This window comes from Flexivirga oryzae (genome assembly GCF_014190805.1).
Taxonomy (GTDB): domain Bacteria; phylum Actinomycetota; class Actinomycetes; order Actinomycetales; family Dermatophilaceae; genus Flexivirga; species Flexivirga oryzae.
Genome location: NZ_JACHVQ010000002.1, coordinates 109,203 through 122,966 on the forward strand (window position 1 = coordinate 109,203; position 13,764 = coordinate 122,966).

Annotated in this window: 15 protein-coding genes; 4 read left to right on the forward strand and 11 right to left on the reverse strand. The window is 69.4% G+C overall.

Annotation, left to right across the window (positions count from 1 at the left end; all coding sequences use genetic code 11):
* Window positions 1-22: 22 nt before the first annotated feature.
* Window positions 23-940 (forward strand): universal stress protein, encoded by a 918-nt coding sequence (locus FHU39_RS13530; RefSeq protein ID WP_183321144.1) that lies wholly within the window; start codon window positions 23-25, stop codon window positions 938-940.
* Window positions 937-1,905, forward strand: coding sequence for a universal stress protein (locus FHU39_RS13535; protein ID WP_183321145.1), 969 nt, complete (start codon window positions 937-939; stop codon window positions 1,903-1,905). The genes FHU39_RS13530 and FHU39_RS13535 overlap by 4 nt, the downstream gene beginning before the upstream one ends.
* Here the strand turns inward: FHU39_RS13535 and FHU39_RS13540 are convergent.
* Genes FHU39_RS13540 through FHU39_RS13555 form a run of 4 tightly spaced genes read right to left on the reverse strand, consistent with a single transcriptional unit; the run spans window position 1,862 to window position 5,243 of the window.
* Complete coding sequence (locus FHU39_RS13540; RefSeq protein ID WP_183321146.1) at window positions 1,862-2,299, reverse strand: pyridoxamine 5'-phosphate oxidase family protein; 438 nt, start codon at window positions 2,297-2,299, stop codon at window positions 1,862-1,864. The two genes, FHU39_RS13535 and FHU39_RS13540, sit on opposite strands and share 44 nt — an antisense overlap.
* A 19-nt stretch (window positions 2,300-2,318) precedes the next feature.
* Window positions 2,319-2,990 carry a response regulator gene (locus FHU39_RS13545; RefSeq protein ID WP_183321147.1) on the reverse strand — a complete coding sequence of 224 codons (672 nt, stop codon included), beginning with the start codon at window positions 2,988-2,990 and terminating at the stop codon, window positions 2,319-2,321.
* A complete protein-coding gene (locus FHU39_RS13550; RefSeq protein ID WP_183321148.1) occupies window positions 2,987-4,744 on the reverse strand; it encodes a sensor histidine kinase in 1,758 nt (585 codons plus the stop codon). Before FHU39_RS13550 ends, FHU39_RS13545 begins: the two co-directional genes overlap by 4 nt.
* Before the next feature lie 10 nt (window positions 4,745-4,754).
* The gene (locus FHU39_RS13555) at window positions 4,755-5,243 is read right to left on the reverse strand and encodes a universal stress protein (RefSeq protein WP_183321149.1); all 489 of its coding nucleotides are present in this window, start codon (window positions 5,241-5,243) and stop codon (window positions 4,755-4,757) included.
* Between the two features lie 189 nt (window positions 5,244-5,432).
* Here FHU39_RS13555 and FHU39_RS13560 point away from each other — a divergent pair, with 189 nt between their 5' ends.
* Window positions 5,433-6,344: a universal stress protein gene (locus FHU39_RS13560; protein WP_183321150.1), complete on the forward strand. Its 912-nt coding sequence runs from the start codon at window positions 5,433-5,435 to the stop codon at window positions 6,342-6,344.
* A gap of 31 nt (window positions 6,345-6,375) precedes the next feature.
* On the forward strand, window positions 6,376-6,942 hold the full coding sequence (locus FHU39_RS13565; protein ID WP_183321151.1) for a DoxX family membrane protein: 567 nt from the start codon (window positions 6,376-6,378) through the stop codon (window positions 6,940-6,942).
* 22 nt (window positions 6,943-6,964) lie between these two features.
* On the opposite strand, the gene FHU39_RS13570 is transcribed toward FHU39_RS13565, so the two are convergent.
* The 7 genes from FHU39_RS13570 to FHU39_RS13600 are packed head-to-tail and all read right to left on the reverse strand — an operon-like array spanning window position 6,965 to window position 13,759.
* The gene (locus FHU39_RS13570; RefSeq protein WP_183321152.1) at window positions 6,965-8,002 is read right to left on the reverse strand and encodes a 3-oxoacyl-ACP synthase; all 1,038 of its coding nucleotides are present in this window, start codon (window positions 8,000-8,002) and stop codon (window positions 6,965-6,967) included.
* A complete protein-coding gene (locus FHU39_RS13575) occupies window positions 7,999-8,613 on the reverse strand; it encodes a TetR/AcrR family transcriptional regulator (RefSeq protein WP_183321153.1) in 615 nt (204 codons plus the stop codon). The genes FHU39_RS13570 and FHU39_RS13575 overlap by 4 nt, the downstream gene beginning before the upstream one ends.
* A complete protein-coding gene (locus FHU39_RS13580; protein WP_183321154.1) occupies window positions 8,610-10,193 on the reverse strand; it encodes an AMP-binding protein in 1,584 nt (527 codons plus the stop codon). The genes FHU39_RS13575 and FHU39_RS13580 overlap by 4 nt, the downstream gene beginning before the upstream one ends.
* Window positions 10,190-11,347 (reverse strand): branched-chain amino acid ABC transporter permease, encoded by a 1,158-nt coding sequence (locus tag FHU39_RS13585; protein ID WP_183321735.1) that lies wholly within the window; start codon window positions 11,345-11,347, stop codon window positions 10,190-10,192. The genes FHU39_RS13580 and FHU39_RS13585 overlap by 4 nt, the downstream gene beginning before the upstream one ends.
* 26 nt (window positions 11,348-11,373) lie before the next feature.
* The gene (locus FHU39_RS13590; RefSeq protein WP_183321155.1) at window positions 11,374-12,273 is read right to left on the reverse strand and encodes a branched-chain amino acid ABC transporter permease; all 900 of its coding nucleotides are present in this window, start codon (window positions 12,271-12,273) and stop codon (window positions 11,374-11,376) included.
* Complete coding sequence (locus FHU39_RS13595; protein WP_183321156.1) at window positions 12,270-12,983, reverse strand: ATP-binding cassette domain-containing protein; 714 nt, start codon at window positions 12,981-12,983, stop codon at window positions 12,270-12,272. Before FHU39_RS13595 ends, FHU39_RS13590 begins: the two co-directional genes overlap by 4 nt.
* Window positions 12,980-13,759: an ABC transporter ATP-binding protein gene (locus tag FHU39_RS13600; RefSeq protein ID WP_183321157.1), complete on the reverse strand. Its 780-nt coding sequence runs from the start codon at window positions 13,757-13,759 to the stop codon at window positions 12,980-12,982. Before FHU39_RS13600 ends, FHU39_RS13595 begins: the two co-directional genes overlap by 4 nt.
* Window positions 13,760-13,764: the final 5 nt, after the last annotated feature.

A 13,764-nucleotide genomic window follows, 5' to 3' on the forward strand; every position in this document is an offset into this window, starting at 1 on the left:
GCAACGTGGGAAGGGGTCCCTCATGGAAACAAGGGTTCCGCTCGGAGCGGTACTGGTCGGCTTGGACGAGTCCGCGGAGAGTGCTCGGGCACTCAGCTGGGCAGCGACAGAAGCCCGCCGGCGGCGCTGGCCGCTGCACCTGATGCACGTGGTGCACGATGCGGCGTGGATCTACTCGACATCCACCACCACGAACTACCCGATGACCCCGGTGGTCAGGGATGCGGTGGTCATGCTCAGCGACTGGCATCCCGACCTGCCGGTCACCTGGTCGCAGCCGGCCGGCGACCCGGCCGCGCTGCTGGCGGACGGTGCCCACGCCGCCCGCGTCACAGCGGTCGGGTCCCGGGGCCGCGGAGCAGTGAGCGACGCGGTGCTCGGGTCGGTGACGACCCAGCTCATCGCCCAGACTCGGTGCCCGGTCGCCGTGTTGCGGGCCGGTACGCCCATCGCGCACCCGGACGCGCCGGTGGTCGTCGGCGTCGGCCACGACACGTTGTCCCTGCCGCTGCTGGATGCTGCGTTCGAACAGGCCAGCAGCCGCCACGTCGACCTCGTCGTGGTGCACGCCTGGCAGCTGGACGGGCCGACGATCGCGGACCACCTCGAACTGCAGGGTCTGACGGCCGAAGGGGCTCAGCGGCATGAAGCGGGCCTGCTGACCCGGATGGTCGCGGACCTCGCCCAGGACCATCCGGAGGTGGAGGTCAGCACGCACGCCGTCCGTGACGGAGCGGCGCGAACGCTCGGCCGCCACGCGGCCGACGCCGCGCTGCTGGTGGTCGGGTCCCGTGGCCGCGGAGAGATCGGCGGTGCGATCCTCGGATCGGTCAGCCAGAGTGTGATTCGGTCCGCCACCTGCCCCGTGCTGGTGGTGCGGGGCGGGCGAACGACGGTCACCGTCCCGTCCGACCAGACCGTTGCCGAGGCGTCGTCATGAGCCGGCTGGAGAAGCCCGACAGCGACCACCCGAGCAGCACCGCACCCACGGCACGCACCAGTCATCAGGCTTCGATCCCGAGCCGGGCGGTTGTGGTCGGGATCGATCGTTCGGCGCACAGCACGGCTGCCCTCGAATGGGCGGTCGCGGAAGCGATGTGCCGCAGTCTTCCGCTCCACCTGGTGCACGCTGTCGGACCGCCGCCGCGGCCGGACCCGTCCGACTCCGGTGGGTATGACGAGAGTCCCGCCGGTTGTGTCACAGACGCTCTGCGGGCGCTGCACGACAGCTGCGCGGGGTTGCCGGTCACCTGGAGTCAGCCCCACGGCGCAGCGCTGCCGGTGCTGGTCCGGGCGTCGCGGGTCGCCACCCTCGTCGTGGTCGGCACCCGCGGACGTGGTGCTCTTCGGCAGGTGGTCACCGGTTCGACCGCTGTCGAACTGATCGCCGACGCGCACTGCCCCGTCGTCGTGGTGCGCACACGGCTGTCAGACCCGGGCGACGGGCAGGCGCCGGTCATCGTCGGGCTGGGGGCCCGTGAGAGCGACGCCGACGCCTTGCGCGCAGCGTTTCGCGAAGCCGAGGCGCACCAGCGGCCCGTACTGGCCGTCCACGCGACCGACTACGGGTTCCTGGAGCGCGCCCGCATCGAGCGTCTCGTCTCCACCGAACAGCGGCGCCACCCGACCGTAACCGCGAAAGTTCTTGTGAAACGGGGTGTTCCAGCAGACTTGCTGGTCGCACGCAGCGCGCGTGCGTCGTTGCTCGTGCTGGGTTCGCACGGGCGTCACGAGGCGGCAGGGGTGGTGCTCGGCTCGGTCAGTCAGGCAGTGCTGCGCCGTGCCGAGTGCCCGGTGTTGGTCGCGCGCGAAGGCACGCTCCGGCCGTTCGGGACCGTGCCCGACCTCGCGCAGACGGGGACTACTCCGCGGGATCCCGGTACAGGTCCGACGAACTCACCGTGATCCGGCGACCGGTGATCGTCTGCGGTTCGATGCGCAGAAACCGCGGTTTCGCACCGTGCTGCCAGGGAAAGACCGGTAGCTGGAGGGCTTCAACCAGCTCATGCACCCGCTCGATCGAACGTGCGGTGCCTTTGATGACGACACTCCACGCCACCGCGTGCTGGAGGTCGTAACCGTCGACCTCGAAGGCCACCGGCTGCCGGTCGGCAGCACTGTGCTTCGTGCCCGACCCGGTTCGGATCACGATCGTTTCATCGTCGACCAGATGGTTGACCGGGAAGATGTCGGGCTTGCCGTCCACGATGACGGCGAGCCGCCCTACCCGCACGGAGCGGGTCAGTTCCCAGCATTCGTCGGTCGGCAGCTCGACGGTGTCGCGGTTGGTGAAGCTCATGACGTCGAAACGGGTTCGCCTACCGGAACCTTCCCGGGCCGTTGCTCCCGCTGCGCGGTTCGTCGGCGTGGGTGGCTGCGAACACCGCGGCCTGGGTGCGGCGTTCCATGCCGAGTTTCGCGAGCAAGGAGGTGACGTAGTTCTTCACGGTCTTCTCGGCCAGGTGCAGCGTGTCGGCGATCTGTTTGTTCGTCATACCGTCCGCGATGTGGTCGAGGATGCGACGCTCCTGCGGCGTCAGCAGCTGCAGGCGCTCATCCGCACTGTCGGGCTGCTTCCAGGACCGGTGCAACCGCTCGACGTCCTGTGCGTGCAGGAGGTTGCTCCCGCTCGCCACCGCACGGATCGCGTCAGCGAGGCTCGGACCCTTGATGTCCTTGAGCAAGTAGCCGGCCGCGCCCGCGAGCACAGCCGCCTGCAAGGCGCGGGCGTCACTGTAGGAAGTGAACATCAGCGCCTGCATCGTCGGCAACGCCGAACGGGCGTCGCGGCAGACGTCGATGCCGGACCCGTCCGGGAGACGCACATCGAGCAGCGCGACATCGGGTCGGGTGAGGACGATCTCACGGAGTGCGTCCGCGGCGGTGCCGGCCTCTCCGACAACGGCGAAGTCCGGCTCGACGGTGAGCAGGTCTCGTATCCCACGCCGGACCACCTCGTGATCGTCGAGCAGAAAGATCCGGATCGTCATCGGCTGCCTGCCTGTTCCTGTCGCCGGGTCTCGGTCAGCGGAATTCGCCAGGCGAGCTCGGTGCCCGAAGGCGCCCTCGGACGCACCTCCAAGGATCCGCCGTGCACCTGGGCCCGCCGGGCGAGGTTGTCCAGGCCGCTGCGCCGTGCGACGTCAGCGATACCGCCGCCGTTGTCGCGCACCCTCACCAGCAGTTCCTGCGCGCACTCCACGTGCACGGAAGCCCGATCGGCACCGGCGTGGCGGGCGATGTTCGACAGTGCCTCGCGGACCACCGCCAGCACGTCGGTCATCACGTCCGCCGGAAGCCGATCGACCGAACCCTCGACGGAGACGTCCGGATGAAAACCCAGCGGGGTCGTCAGGTCGGCGACCAGGTCGAGGATCGCCTGCTGTGCGGTCGGTGCGTTGACCTCGTGGAGTTCGAAGATGGCCCGCCGAATGTCCTTGATGGCCCGGTCGAGTTCGTCGACCGCATCGTCGACCCTGGCACGGACGGTCGGATGGGTCGCCAGGTGGCTCGCGGCCTGCAGGGACAGCCCGGTCACGAACAGCCGTTGAATGACGTGGTCGTGCATGTCACGTGCGATACGGTCCCGGTCCTCCAGCAGTACCAGGCGTGACTTGTCACGCTGCGCTCTCGACGCCGTCAACGCCAGACCGGTTTGACCAGCCAGTCCGGCGAGCAACTCGATCATCTCCGCTGCCACGGACGCGCTGTCCTTGTCCCACGCAACGACCAGCACCCCGACGTCCTCGGTGCCGACCACGACCGGAAGCACGGCGATCTCACCGTGTCCGTCCCCCAGGACGGCTGCGAGTTCGGTCAGCAGACCGTCTTCCACGCCCGGAGGAAGGTTTCGGTCCGATCCGAGCAGTACGGGTTCGCCTTCCTGCACCAGCGTGCGCCATCCGGGTGCCTCCAGCACTGCGTCGCAGCCCACGGTGTCGGGTTGCAGGTCGCAGGTCACCACGTGCAACTGGCCCAGCTCGTCGTGCAGCGCGACGAAACCGTGCCGGGCATAGGCGTGTTCCACCGCCTCCGCGACCAGGAAGCGCATGGCGTCGCGCTCGGTCGATCCCTCCAGGAGCCGCTGGCTGAGTTCGCTGCTGGTTTCGACCCAGGCACGCTGACGGCGGGTCCGCTCGTACAGCCGCGCATTGTCGATCGCGATCCCGGCCGAGGCCGCCAGGGCGACGAGGATCGCTTCGTCGTCCGCAGTGAACTCTTCGCCGTCGGACTTCTCGGTCAGGTAGATGTTGCCGAACACTTCGTTGCGGATCCGGACCGGGGCACCCAGGAAGGTGTGCATGGCCGGATGGTGGGGCGGAAAGCCGTAACTGGAGGGGTGCTCCGACAGATCGGGCAACCGCAGGGGATGCGGCTCACGGATGAGCAACCCGAGAACACCCTTCCCATGCGGGAGTTCGCCGATCGCTGCCCTCTCTTCCGGGGTGAGCCCCCGGGTGATGAATTCGACCAGGTGCTCACGGTCCCGGTCCAGGACCCCGAGTGCGCCGTACTTGGCATCCACCAGTTCGCATGCCGCGAGAACGATGCGGGACAGTACGTCACTCAATTCGAGGTCGGCGGTGACGGCGACGACCGCGTCCAGCAGGTGTGCCAACCGTTCGTGCGACCGGGTCGATGCCTCCGCACGGGCTCGGAGCTCACCGATCAGGTCGTCCAGGTCCAGCGCGGCCGGCGTCACCAGCGGCCGGGCTCCGTCCGAACCGTCATCCGGGCTCCGCATACCCCACACTCTAGAGCGGGGGCTGGTCACGCACACGCCGTTCGGGACGTTCGACGTCTGCTGCCACTGACTCGACATTCGCGCTCTGCGGGACCACGACGACGGGACAGGCCGCCATGCGCGAGCAGTATTCACTCGTCGAACCGAGCGCGGCGTGGCGAACCGATCGCACCCCGTGGCTTCCGACCACGATCACGCCGGCGTGCGCGGACCGAGCCACCAGAACTTCTGCGGCATCACCCATCTCGATCTCTGCGGAGATCAGTGGCTCGGGGTCGATCCCGGCGGTGGCCTCGGACACCACGCGTGCCTGGATCTGCTCGGCCTCGGGGGCGCTGCCGGCGCCATAGGTCGAGCCGGGGCGCCATACCGTGATCGCCTCGATGGCGCTGCCGCGCAGCTGTGCTTCTTCGACGGCCCAGCGCATCGCCCGCAGTGAGCCGGGTGACCCGTCGACACCCACCATGATGACCCGCGAATCACGTCCAGCCACAGCCATGTCCGGCCCCTTTCGTCGACGCCTTCTCAGCCTGGCCGACCGCGCCGATCCCTGACAGGGCCCAAGGTCCCGCGTCGACGGGTGGTCACAGCCGAGCAGGTTCCGGGACCTTCGGCCCTCCGTCGCCCCGCGCGCTGCACCCACGCTGGAGGAGAACCAATCAGTACCCGCTCTTCCAGGAGGCATCCGATGACCACCAAGATCCCCCAGAACGCGCTCGTCGTAGGCGTGGACGGCTCACCGCAGTCCTGGGAGGCGCTCCGCTGGGCGGCCGATCGGGCCGAACTGCTCCAGCGCCCGCTGCATCTCATGCACGCCGCTGCGCACCTCGCCGAGCCCTTCGACCAGACGCCGTCGCGGCCCGCGATCGACTCCGTTTGCAACGAGGCGCTCAGCCGGGTGCGGGCCGACCATCCGGAACTGCCGGTGACCTGGTCCCAGCCGTCCGAGTCGCCGATCCCCGCTCTCGTCGAGGCCTCCGCCATCGCCGGGGAGATCGTGCTGGGCACACGGGGCATGGGCGCGGTCCGCGGCGCCGTCCTCGGGTCGGTGACGACCGAGGTCTCCGCCACCGCGCAGTGCCCGGTCATCGTGGTGCGCGGCACCCCGTTGGACGGGAAGAGCACCGGACCGGTGGTCGTCGGTGTCGACGGACGGGCCGACGGTGTGGCCGCGCTCGACTTCGCCTTCGACGACGCGGCGCGCCGCGGCGTCCCGCTGGTGCCGGTCCTGGCGTGGCAGCTGGACCGCTGGGACTTCGCCAGCGGCATCCCGATGCCCGGAGGTGACATGAAGGCCGCCACCGAGCACCACCGTGCCAAGCTCGAGCACGTCCTGGCCGGACCGGCCGCACGGTATCCCGGGGTCGAGGTCCGACCGGTCGTCGAATGCGCTCCGACCGCCGGCTCGCTCGCCCAGCAGAGCGTCGGCGCCTCGCTGCTGGTCGTCGGCACCCGCGGCCACCGGGAGCTGTCCGGTTTCGTGCTCGGCTCCGTCAGCCAGGCGATGATGCGGCGCGCCGCCTGCCCCGTTGCTGTCGTCGCCCACGCGCATGCAGCCGACGGCGCCACCTCCCGTGACGACCGCCACGCCACTGCCTGAAATCCCCCACTCACCAGAACCGAGGCACATCATGAAACTGTCTGCCGTCACCCGGCCCGCCTCATCGGCCCGGGTCGAACCCCACCCCGATGCAGCGTCGCCCCAGCCGCTGCCCGGCGTCGGCCGCTACCTGGCCGCGGCACTCCGGCTCAGCATCGGCTGGGTCTTCCTCTGGGCGTTCCTGGACAAGCTGTTCGGGCTGGGTCATGACACGGCGAGCAAAGCTGCGTGGATCCACGGCGGCAGCCCCACCTACGGATTCCTCCACTTCTCCGCCAGCGGGCCGTTCGCCGGCTTCTATCACGACATCGCCGGAAAGGGCTGGGCCGACTGGCTTTTCATGCTCGGTTTGCTCGGCATCGGCGTCGGTCTGTGCCTGGGGGTCGCGATACGTGCCGCCGCGGTGGCAGCCGCGGTCATGCTGGTGCTGATGTGGTCGGTCGTACTGCCGCCGGCGAACAATCCGTTCATGGACGACCACCTGGTCTACGCGCTCGCCGTCCTCGCCCTGCCGCTCCTACGGGCTGACCGCACGCTGGGACTCGGATCCTGGTGGCGACGGACCGGCATCGTCGAGTGGTTCCCGTTTCTGGCCTGAAGCACCGGACGGGGCTCAGCGGTCAGGACGTCTCGACCCGGACACAGGTCGCGGCCCAGGTGTAGCCGGTGCCGCCGGCGATCAGCAGACACAGCGCACCGGGCCGCAGCCGTCCGCCGCGACGCGCCCGATCGAGCCCGAGCAAGGGGTCGACACCGCTCATGTGACCCGTGTCGTCCAGGTAGACGGCGTCGGCGTCAGACACACCGAGCTCGGCGAGCAGCGCATGATGCATGCTGCGCTTCATGTGGATCGGGCAGACGACATCGATGTCGGCGAGGGTCGCCCCGGACCGCTTGACGGCAATCTCCGCAGCGGTACGGAACGCCGGCAGGCTGTCCGAGTCCAGCCCATGCTTCATGTCCTCGAGGTCGGCCACCTGGAGCTTCGGGACGTAATCGGCCGGCCCACCGGGCCCGGGCACCGGCCGCTTGCTGCCGCCGATCGGCATCTTGACCTGGAGCGAGTACGAACCGTTCGTGGTGGCGTGAGAACCGAGGACGGTCGCGAATCCACCGCCGGCTGTGGCGCTCTCGCCCCTGGTCAGCACCGCTCCGACCGCTCCGTCACCGAAGTTGAGGGCGAATCGGGTACCCCGGTCGGCCGGGTCGATGAGCCGGGCCTCCCTGCTCGCGCCGACCAGCAGCACGGTGCGCAGGTCGGGCTCGGCGACGAGCATGTCACGCACGACCCGCAGCGCCACCGGTGTCCCGCAGGAGACGTAGTCCAGCTCCATCGCGAACGCCCCGTCGCACCCGAGTCGGTGCGCGATGTGCGGCGCTGCCTGCCACACCGGGTATTCCTTCCACGTCGAGCCGAAATAGACCACGACATCGACATCTGCGGGCTCCAGCGCCGTCTGTTCCAGCACCCGCTCCCCCGCGATCACGGCCATGTCGCACACGTGCTCGTCGTCGGCGGCGAGATGCCGGCCGGTCAGGCCGAACCGGTCGACGATGATCTGCTCCGGGATACCCGACTGCTCGGCGATCTCAGCCGCGGAGACGACGTGTTCGGGCAGGTAGCCGGCGGTGCCGACCAGCCGGGCGGCTGGCGTCACGTGGCCTCCCTCGATCCCGTGGTCAGGCCGAGCGCGCGGTGCACCAGGGCGATCATCTCGTCGAACACGTCGTCGGGGACCTTGTCGTTCTCACCCCACAGCACCCAACGCATCCCGATCATCTCGCCGATGCCGGTGAGCGCCCACGCGGCGACGGTCGGGTCGAGCGGCACGATCTCGCCGTCGTCCAACGCCTGCTGAAGGCCGGCGGCGTACCCCTCGGTGATGCGCTCGTAGTGCTGGTGCAGCGCGCGCGGCGAGACGAACTCCGCCTGCCGGATGATCCGGTAGAGGGCCGGGTGTTCGGCGGTGAACCGGAAGAACGCCGCGAACCCCAGCCGTTCCGCCTCGGCCCGATCCGTGCCGCTGTGCGACGCCTCCGCCATGGCGCGACGCACCCGCCGGTTGAGGTCCTCGACCAGCTCGTCGAAGATCTCCTGCTTGCCCTCGAAGTAGAGGTAGAACGTTCCCTGCGAAACCCCCCCGGCCTCAGTGATTTTCACGATCGATGCGTCGTGGTAGCCATGGGCGGAGAAGACCTCCTCCGCCGCCTCCAACAGCTTGGCGCGGGTGCGCGTGCCACGCGCCGTACGTGGTGTCCTGTCCGTCATGACCCTGCATCCTCCAGACGTTCTGAGCGTGACCCGGCGCTCCGCGAGGAGCCGACGCCTTCCCCCGGGTCGCACATGGTGCGCAGCGTGAGCTTGTCGAGCTTGCCGATGGCGGACCTGGGCAGGGCAGTCACGAAGGACACGTGCGCCGGCACCTTGAACGACGCGAGAGACCGTCGGCAGTGGGCGCGCACGGCACGCTCATCGAGCCCGCTCCCCTCGCGCGGTGTCACCACGGCATACCCGACCTCGCCCCAGCGCGCATCCGGGACACCGATGACCGCGGCCTCGACGATGTCGGGGTGGTCGTCGAGCACCGACTCGACCTCGGCGGGATAGACGTTCTCACCGCCGGAGACGTACATGTCCTTCAACCGGCCACGCAGCCGGTAGTAGCCGTCGGCATCGCGCTCGGCGATGTCGCCGGTGCGCAGCCAGTCGCCGATCATCGTCTGCGCGGTGGCGTCCGGGCGGCCGTGGTAGCCGATGAAGACGTTGGGGCCACGGACCAGGAGCTCACCCTCCGCCGGGCCGTCGAGCAGTTCACCGGTCGCGGGATCGGCGAGCGCGGTCTCGACGTGCGGGTACGGTTTGCCGGCCCAGCCCAGCCGTCGCACCACGTCCTCGGGCGGCAGGCACAGGACATTGGGCGCCGCCTCGGTGAGGCCGTACCCCTGGGTCAGCTGCACACCCCGGTCCAGCCAGGTGCGCAACAACCCCTCGGGCATCGGTGCGCCACCGACGAGCGCGAGTCGCAGACCGGACAGGTCGGTGTCCGCGAAATCGGCATGCTCGGCGAGGAACTGATAGGTCGCGGGGACACCCATCATCGTCGTGACGCCTTTCTCGGCGATGAGGCGCAGCGCCTCCCCCGCGTCGAAACCGTCCGGCATCACCACCGTTGCGCCGCACCACCACGCGAGCAGCGGCTGCACGTTCCAGCCGCCCACGTGGTACTGGGGCAGGATGGCGAGCACGACATCGTCGCCCGTCATACCCGCCGTGCGCGACAGCGACAGATTGGTCCAGAAACAGTTGCCGTGGCTGAGCAGCGCGCCCTTGGGGCGGCCGGTGCTGCCGGAGGTGTAGATCAACAGCAGCGGATCGGTGTCCTCCACCGGCTCGCGGTTTGCCGGGGTGGCGACGTGCGGCACCTCCCGCTCGATGCCGTCCGCACCGAGCCGCACTCGAGGCGGGTATGACGCGGCCGCGTCGACGGCCGCCTCCGCGAGTGGCGCGTGCGAGCCGTCGGTGAGCACCAACACCGGCCCGGAATCGTCCAGTTGGTAGGCGAGTTCGGCCGGGGTCAGCCGCCAGCACAACGGCACGAGGACGAAACCTGCGCGGGCACAGGCGAAGAAGGCAACGACGTGGTCCGCATTGTTCGAGCTGAGCGTGGCGACACGGTCACCGTGGTGGATGCCGGCGGCGCGCATGCGTTCGGCGAGCCGGGCAGACCGCTCGTCGAGCTCGCGATAGGTGACTCGGCAGCCCGGGCAGTCGATCGCGACCCGGTCGGGCGTGACCCGCCCACGGTCTGCGAGCCACCGGCCCAGCGTCAGTACCCCGTCCTCGCTCACTGCTTCTCCTCTCGCCCGGGCTGCCGCTCGGTCAGCGCCGCGCGCAGGAGACTACGGGAGTCGCCACCGGCCCGCGCGCGCTGCAGCGTGCCCACGATGCCACCCGGCAGGAAGAGGATCACCAGGACGAACAGCGTGCCGAGGATGAACAACGGCTGCGACAGGGGGACCCGCAGCACCGTCGGCAGCGACTGGATGGCGTCCGAGGCCGCGAAGGCCGGCAACCGCTGGTCCAGGTAGCTGTAGAGGAAGCCGCCGATCACGGCTCCCCACCGGTTGCCCGACCCGCCGAGCACCACCATGACCAGCAGGGACAACGTGAAGTCCGGGGTGATGATCGACGGGTTGGCGCTGCCGACGAGCAGCAGGTAGACCACTCCACAGGCGGTCGCGAGCACTGAACCGACCACGAACACAAGAAGTTTGAAGGGGTATGGCGACAGGCCCAGCACCTCGACCCGGCGCTCGTTCTCCCGGATCGCCTGCCAGATCCGACCGGGCGCCGAACGCGTCGCGAACGTGACGAGCAGGTAGACGACCACGAGCAGCAGGAGCGCGACCCAGTAGACGTGCCGGGTGTTGACGACTCCCAGCAGCGCGTCCGGAACCTTGTCGAACGTGAGCGACTTGCCCAGCTCGCCACCGGTGAGGCCACCGGGGTCCTGATTGACGATGATCGAGCCGGCCTGCGCGAAGGCGAGCGTCACCATGGCGAAGGCGATGCCGCCGACCCGCAGGCTGACAGCGCCGACGAGCACGGCGAGCAGGAGTCCGGCAATGACGGCGATCACCGCAGCCGCCCACAGGCTGACACCGAACTGCGCCATCGCGATCTCGGCCAGATACGCGCCGGCCGCGAAAAACAGTGCGTGCCCGAAGGAGAGCAGGCCGGTGAAACCGAAGAGCAGGTCGTAGCTCAGGGCGAGCGCGGCGAAGACCAGGCACAATCCGAGCAGGTGGAGGCTGCCGGGCGACGACAGGTTGGCCGGCAGGATGCCGCCCGTGCTGATGTCGCACCACGGCAGGACCGCGAGGACCACGACGACGACCAACTGCGGGAGGGCCCGCAGCACCCGCCCGCGATCGAATCCCGCGACGGTCGAGTGGTTTCCGGGAGTCTCGGTCACGTCGTCGAGCACGTTCTCATCGGGCATGTCGGTGACCTCTGAAGTAGTGCCTTTCATGGGATCGCCTTGCCGAGTAGGCCGGCGGGGCGCGCGAGCAGCACGACTGCGAGCAGCAGCACGACCGCGAGATCGCCGACCCCGTCGGCGGCGTAGTAGTTGGCGAACTGCTGCAGCAGCCCGACGATCACCGCCGCGAGCGCCGAGCCGACGATGGACCCGAGGCCACCGATGATGACCACGATGAAGGCGAAGATCAGCAACTCCGAGCCGAGGCCGGGATCGACTGATCCGTAGAACACGCCGGTCAGTGCGCCACCGAGGCCGGCCGCGGCGCCACCGAGCGCGAAGACGAGGGTGAACGCACGACGGACGTCGATGCCGAGGGCGGTGACCATCTCACGGTTCTCGACGCCGGCGCGGACGATGAGCCCCAGCCGCGTGTACCGCAGGAAGACCATGATCAGCACGAGCACACACACCGCGACGCCGATGGCCAGGAATCTGCTGTTGGGGATCGAGGCACCGGCGATGTTCGTGACGTTGCGGGTCCAGGCGGGCGCCGGGAAACGGATGGGGTCCGCCCCCGCGATGCCGAGGACCAGCGCGCCGACGGCGAGCGCGAGTCCGACGGTGACCAGGACCTGGTCGATCTCCCGTCGGTAGAGCGGGCGGATCAGCACGATCTCGGTGAGCGCGCCGACGAGCGCTCCCGCCGCCAACGCGGCGAGCAACACCAGCGTGAACCTGCCGTTGCTGATGGTGGTGGCACCGGATGGCGCGAGGTGGACACCGGCCTGGTACCCGGCATACGCGCCCAGCACGAGGAAGGCGCCGTGTGCGAAGTTGAGCACCCGCATCAGCCCGAAGATCAGCGAAAGTCCCGATGCGACAAGGAAGTACAACGCACCGAGGCCGAGCCCGGTCACAGCGAGCAGTATGACGATGGAGTTCATGCGGGGCCTCCTGCGAGCGCCACACCGAGCAGCCGACGGGTGAGTTCCGGGTCCTGGAGACTGTCCGCCGAGCCGGTGTGCACCACCCGGCCGGAGGCCATGACGACGACGTCGGTGGCGAGTTTGCGGACGACGGGCAGGTTCTGCTCGACGAGCAGCATCGGCACCGCATCGGCCACCCGCTCCAGCGCGTCGGCGACCTCGTCGACCAGGCGAGGTGACAGGCCCTTGGTCGGCTCGTCGATGAGCAGCAGCCGGTTGCGATTGAGCAGGGCGCGGGCGAGCGCCACCATCTGCTGCTGCCCACCGGACAGGGTGCCGGCCAGTTGCTTGTCCCGCTCCCGCAACTCGGGGAACAGCTGGTAGACCAGCTCGTAGTCCGGGTCGGCATCCCGGACCGCCAAGCGCAGGTTCTCCCCCACCGTCAGGCCGGCGAACACGTCGCGGTCCTCCGGCACGTAGCCCACGCCGCGCCGCACGATGCGATGGGTCGCCACACCACGAATCTGCTGCCCGGCGAACGTGATCGAACCGGAGCTCGGGTTCAGACCCATGATCGCGCGCAGGGTGGTCGTCTTGCCGACCCCGTTGCGGCCGAGCAAGGCGGTGATGCCGCGGCCGGGGACGGCGCAGCTGACACCCTGCAGGATGTGCGAGCCGGCGATCCGCACGTGCACGTCGGACAGCTCCAGCAAGGGCCCCTGGCTCACAGTGCACCTCCCAGGTAGGCCTCCTGCACGGTGGCGTCGGCCATCACCACCTGCGGTGTGTCGCACAGGAGCAACGATCCGTGGTGCATGACCGCGAGCCGGTCGGCGAGCTGGAGTATGACGTCCATGTGGTGCTCGACCATGATCACCGTGGCGCCGCGCTCGCGCCGCACCCGGCCGATCAGCTCGGTCAGCTCGGGCACATCTTCGGCGCTGACCCCCGCCATCGGCTCGTCGAGCATCATCACCTTCGGCTCGCCGGCCAGCAGGATCGCCAGCTCCAGCTTCCGTTTGTCGCCGTGCGAGAGCGACCCGGCAGCGATGCCGGCACGGCCGGCCAGTCCGACCAGTTCCAGTGCCGCGCCTGCGCGTTCGGACCGTCCCCGGATCCGCGTGGCGGGCTGCCACAGGCGCAGGTTGCCGCCGAGGAACGCCTGCGCGGCGATCGAGACGTTCTCGGCGACGGACAGCTCGCCGAACACACTGGAGGTCTGGAAGGTGCGGCCGAGACCCGCGCGAGCGCGCCGGTGCGGCGACCAGCCGCTGATGTTCTGACCGTCCAGCTGCACCGCCCCGGACGTCGCGGGCAGCAGCCCCGACAGCAGGTTGAGCAGGCTGGTCTTGCCGGCGCCGTTCGGCCCGATCACTCCGAGCAGTTCACCGTCCTGCACGCCGAGGTCGACGTCGCTGACGATGGCCGCTCCACCGATGGTGCAGGTGAGGCCGGTGGCCTGGAGCACTGCTCGTGCGGGGAGCTCCGCAGGTGTTGCGGTCATTGGGC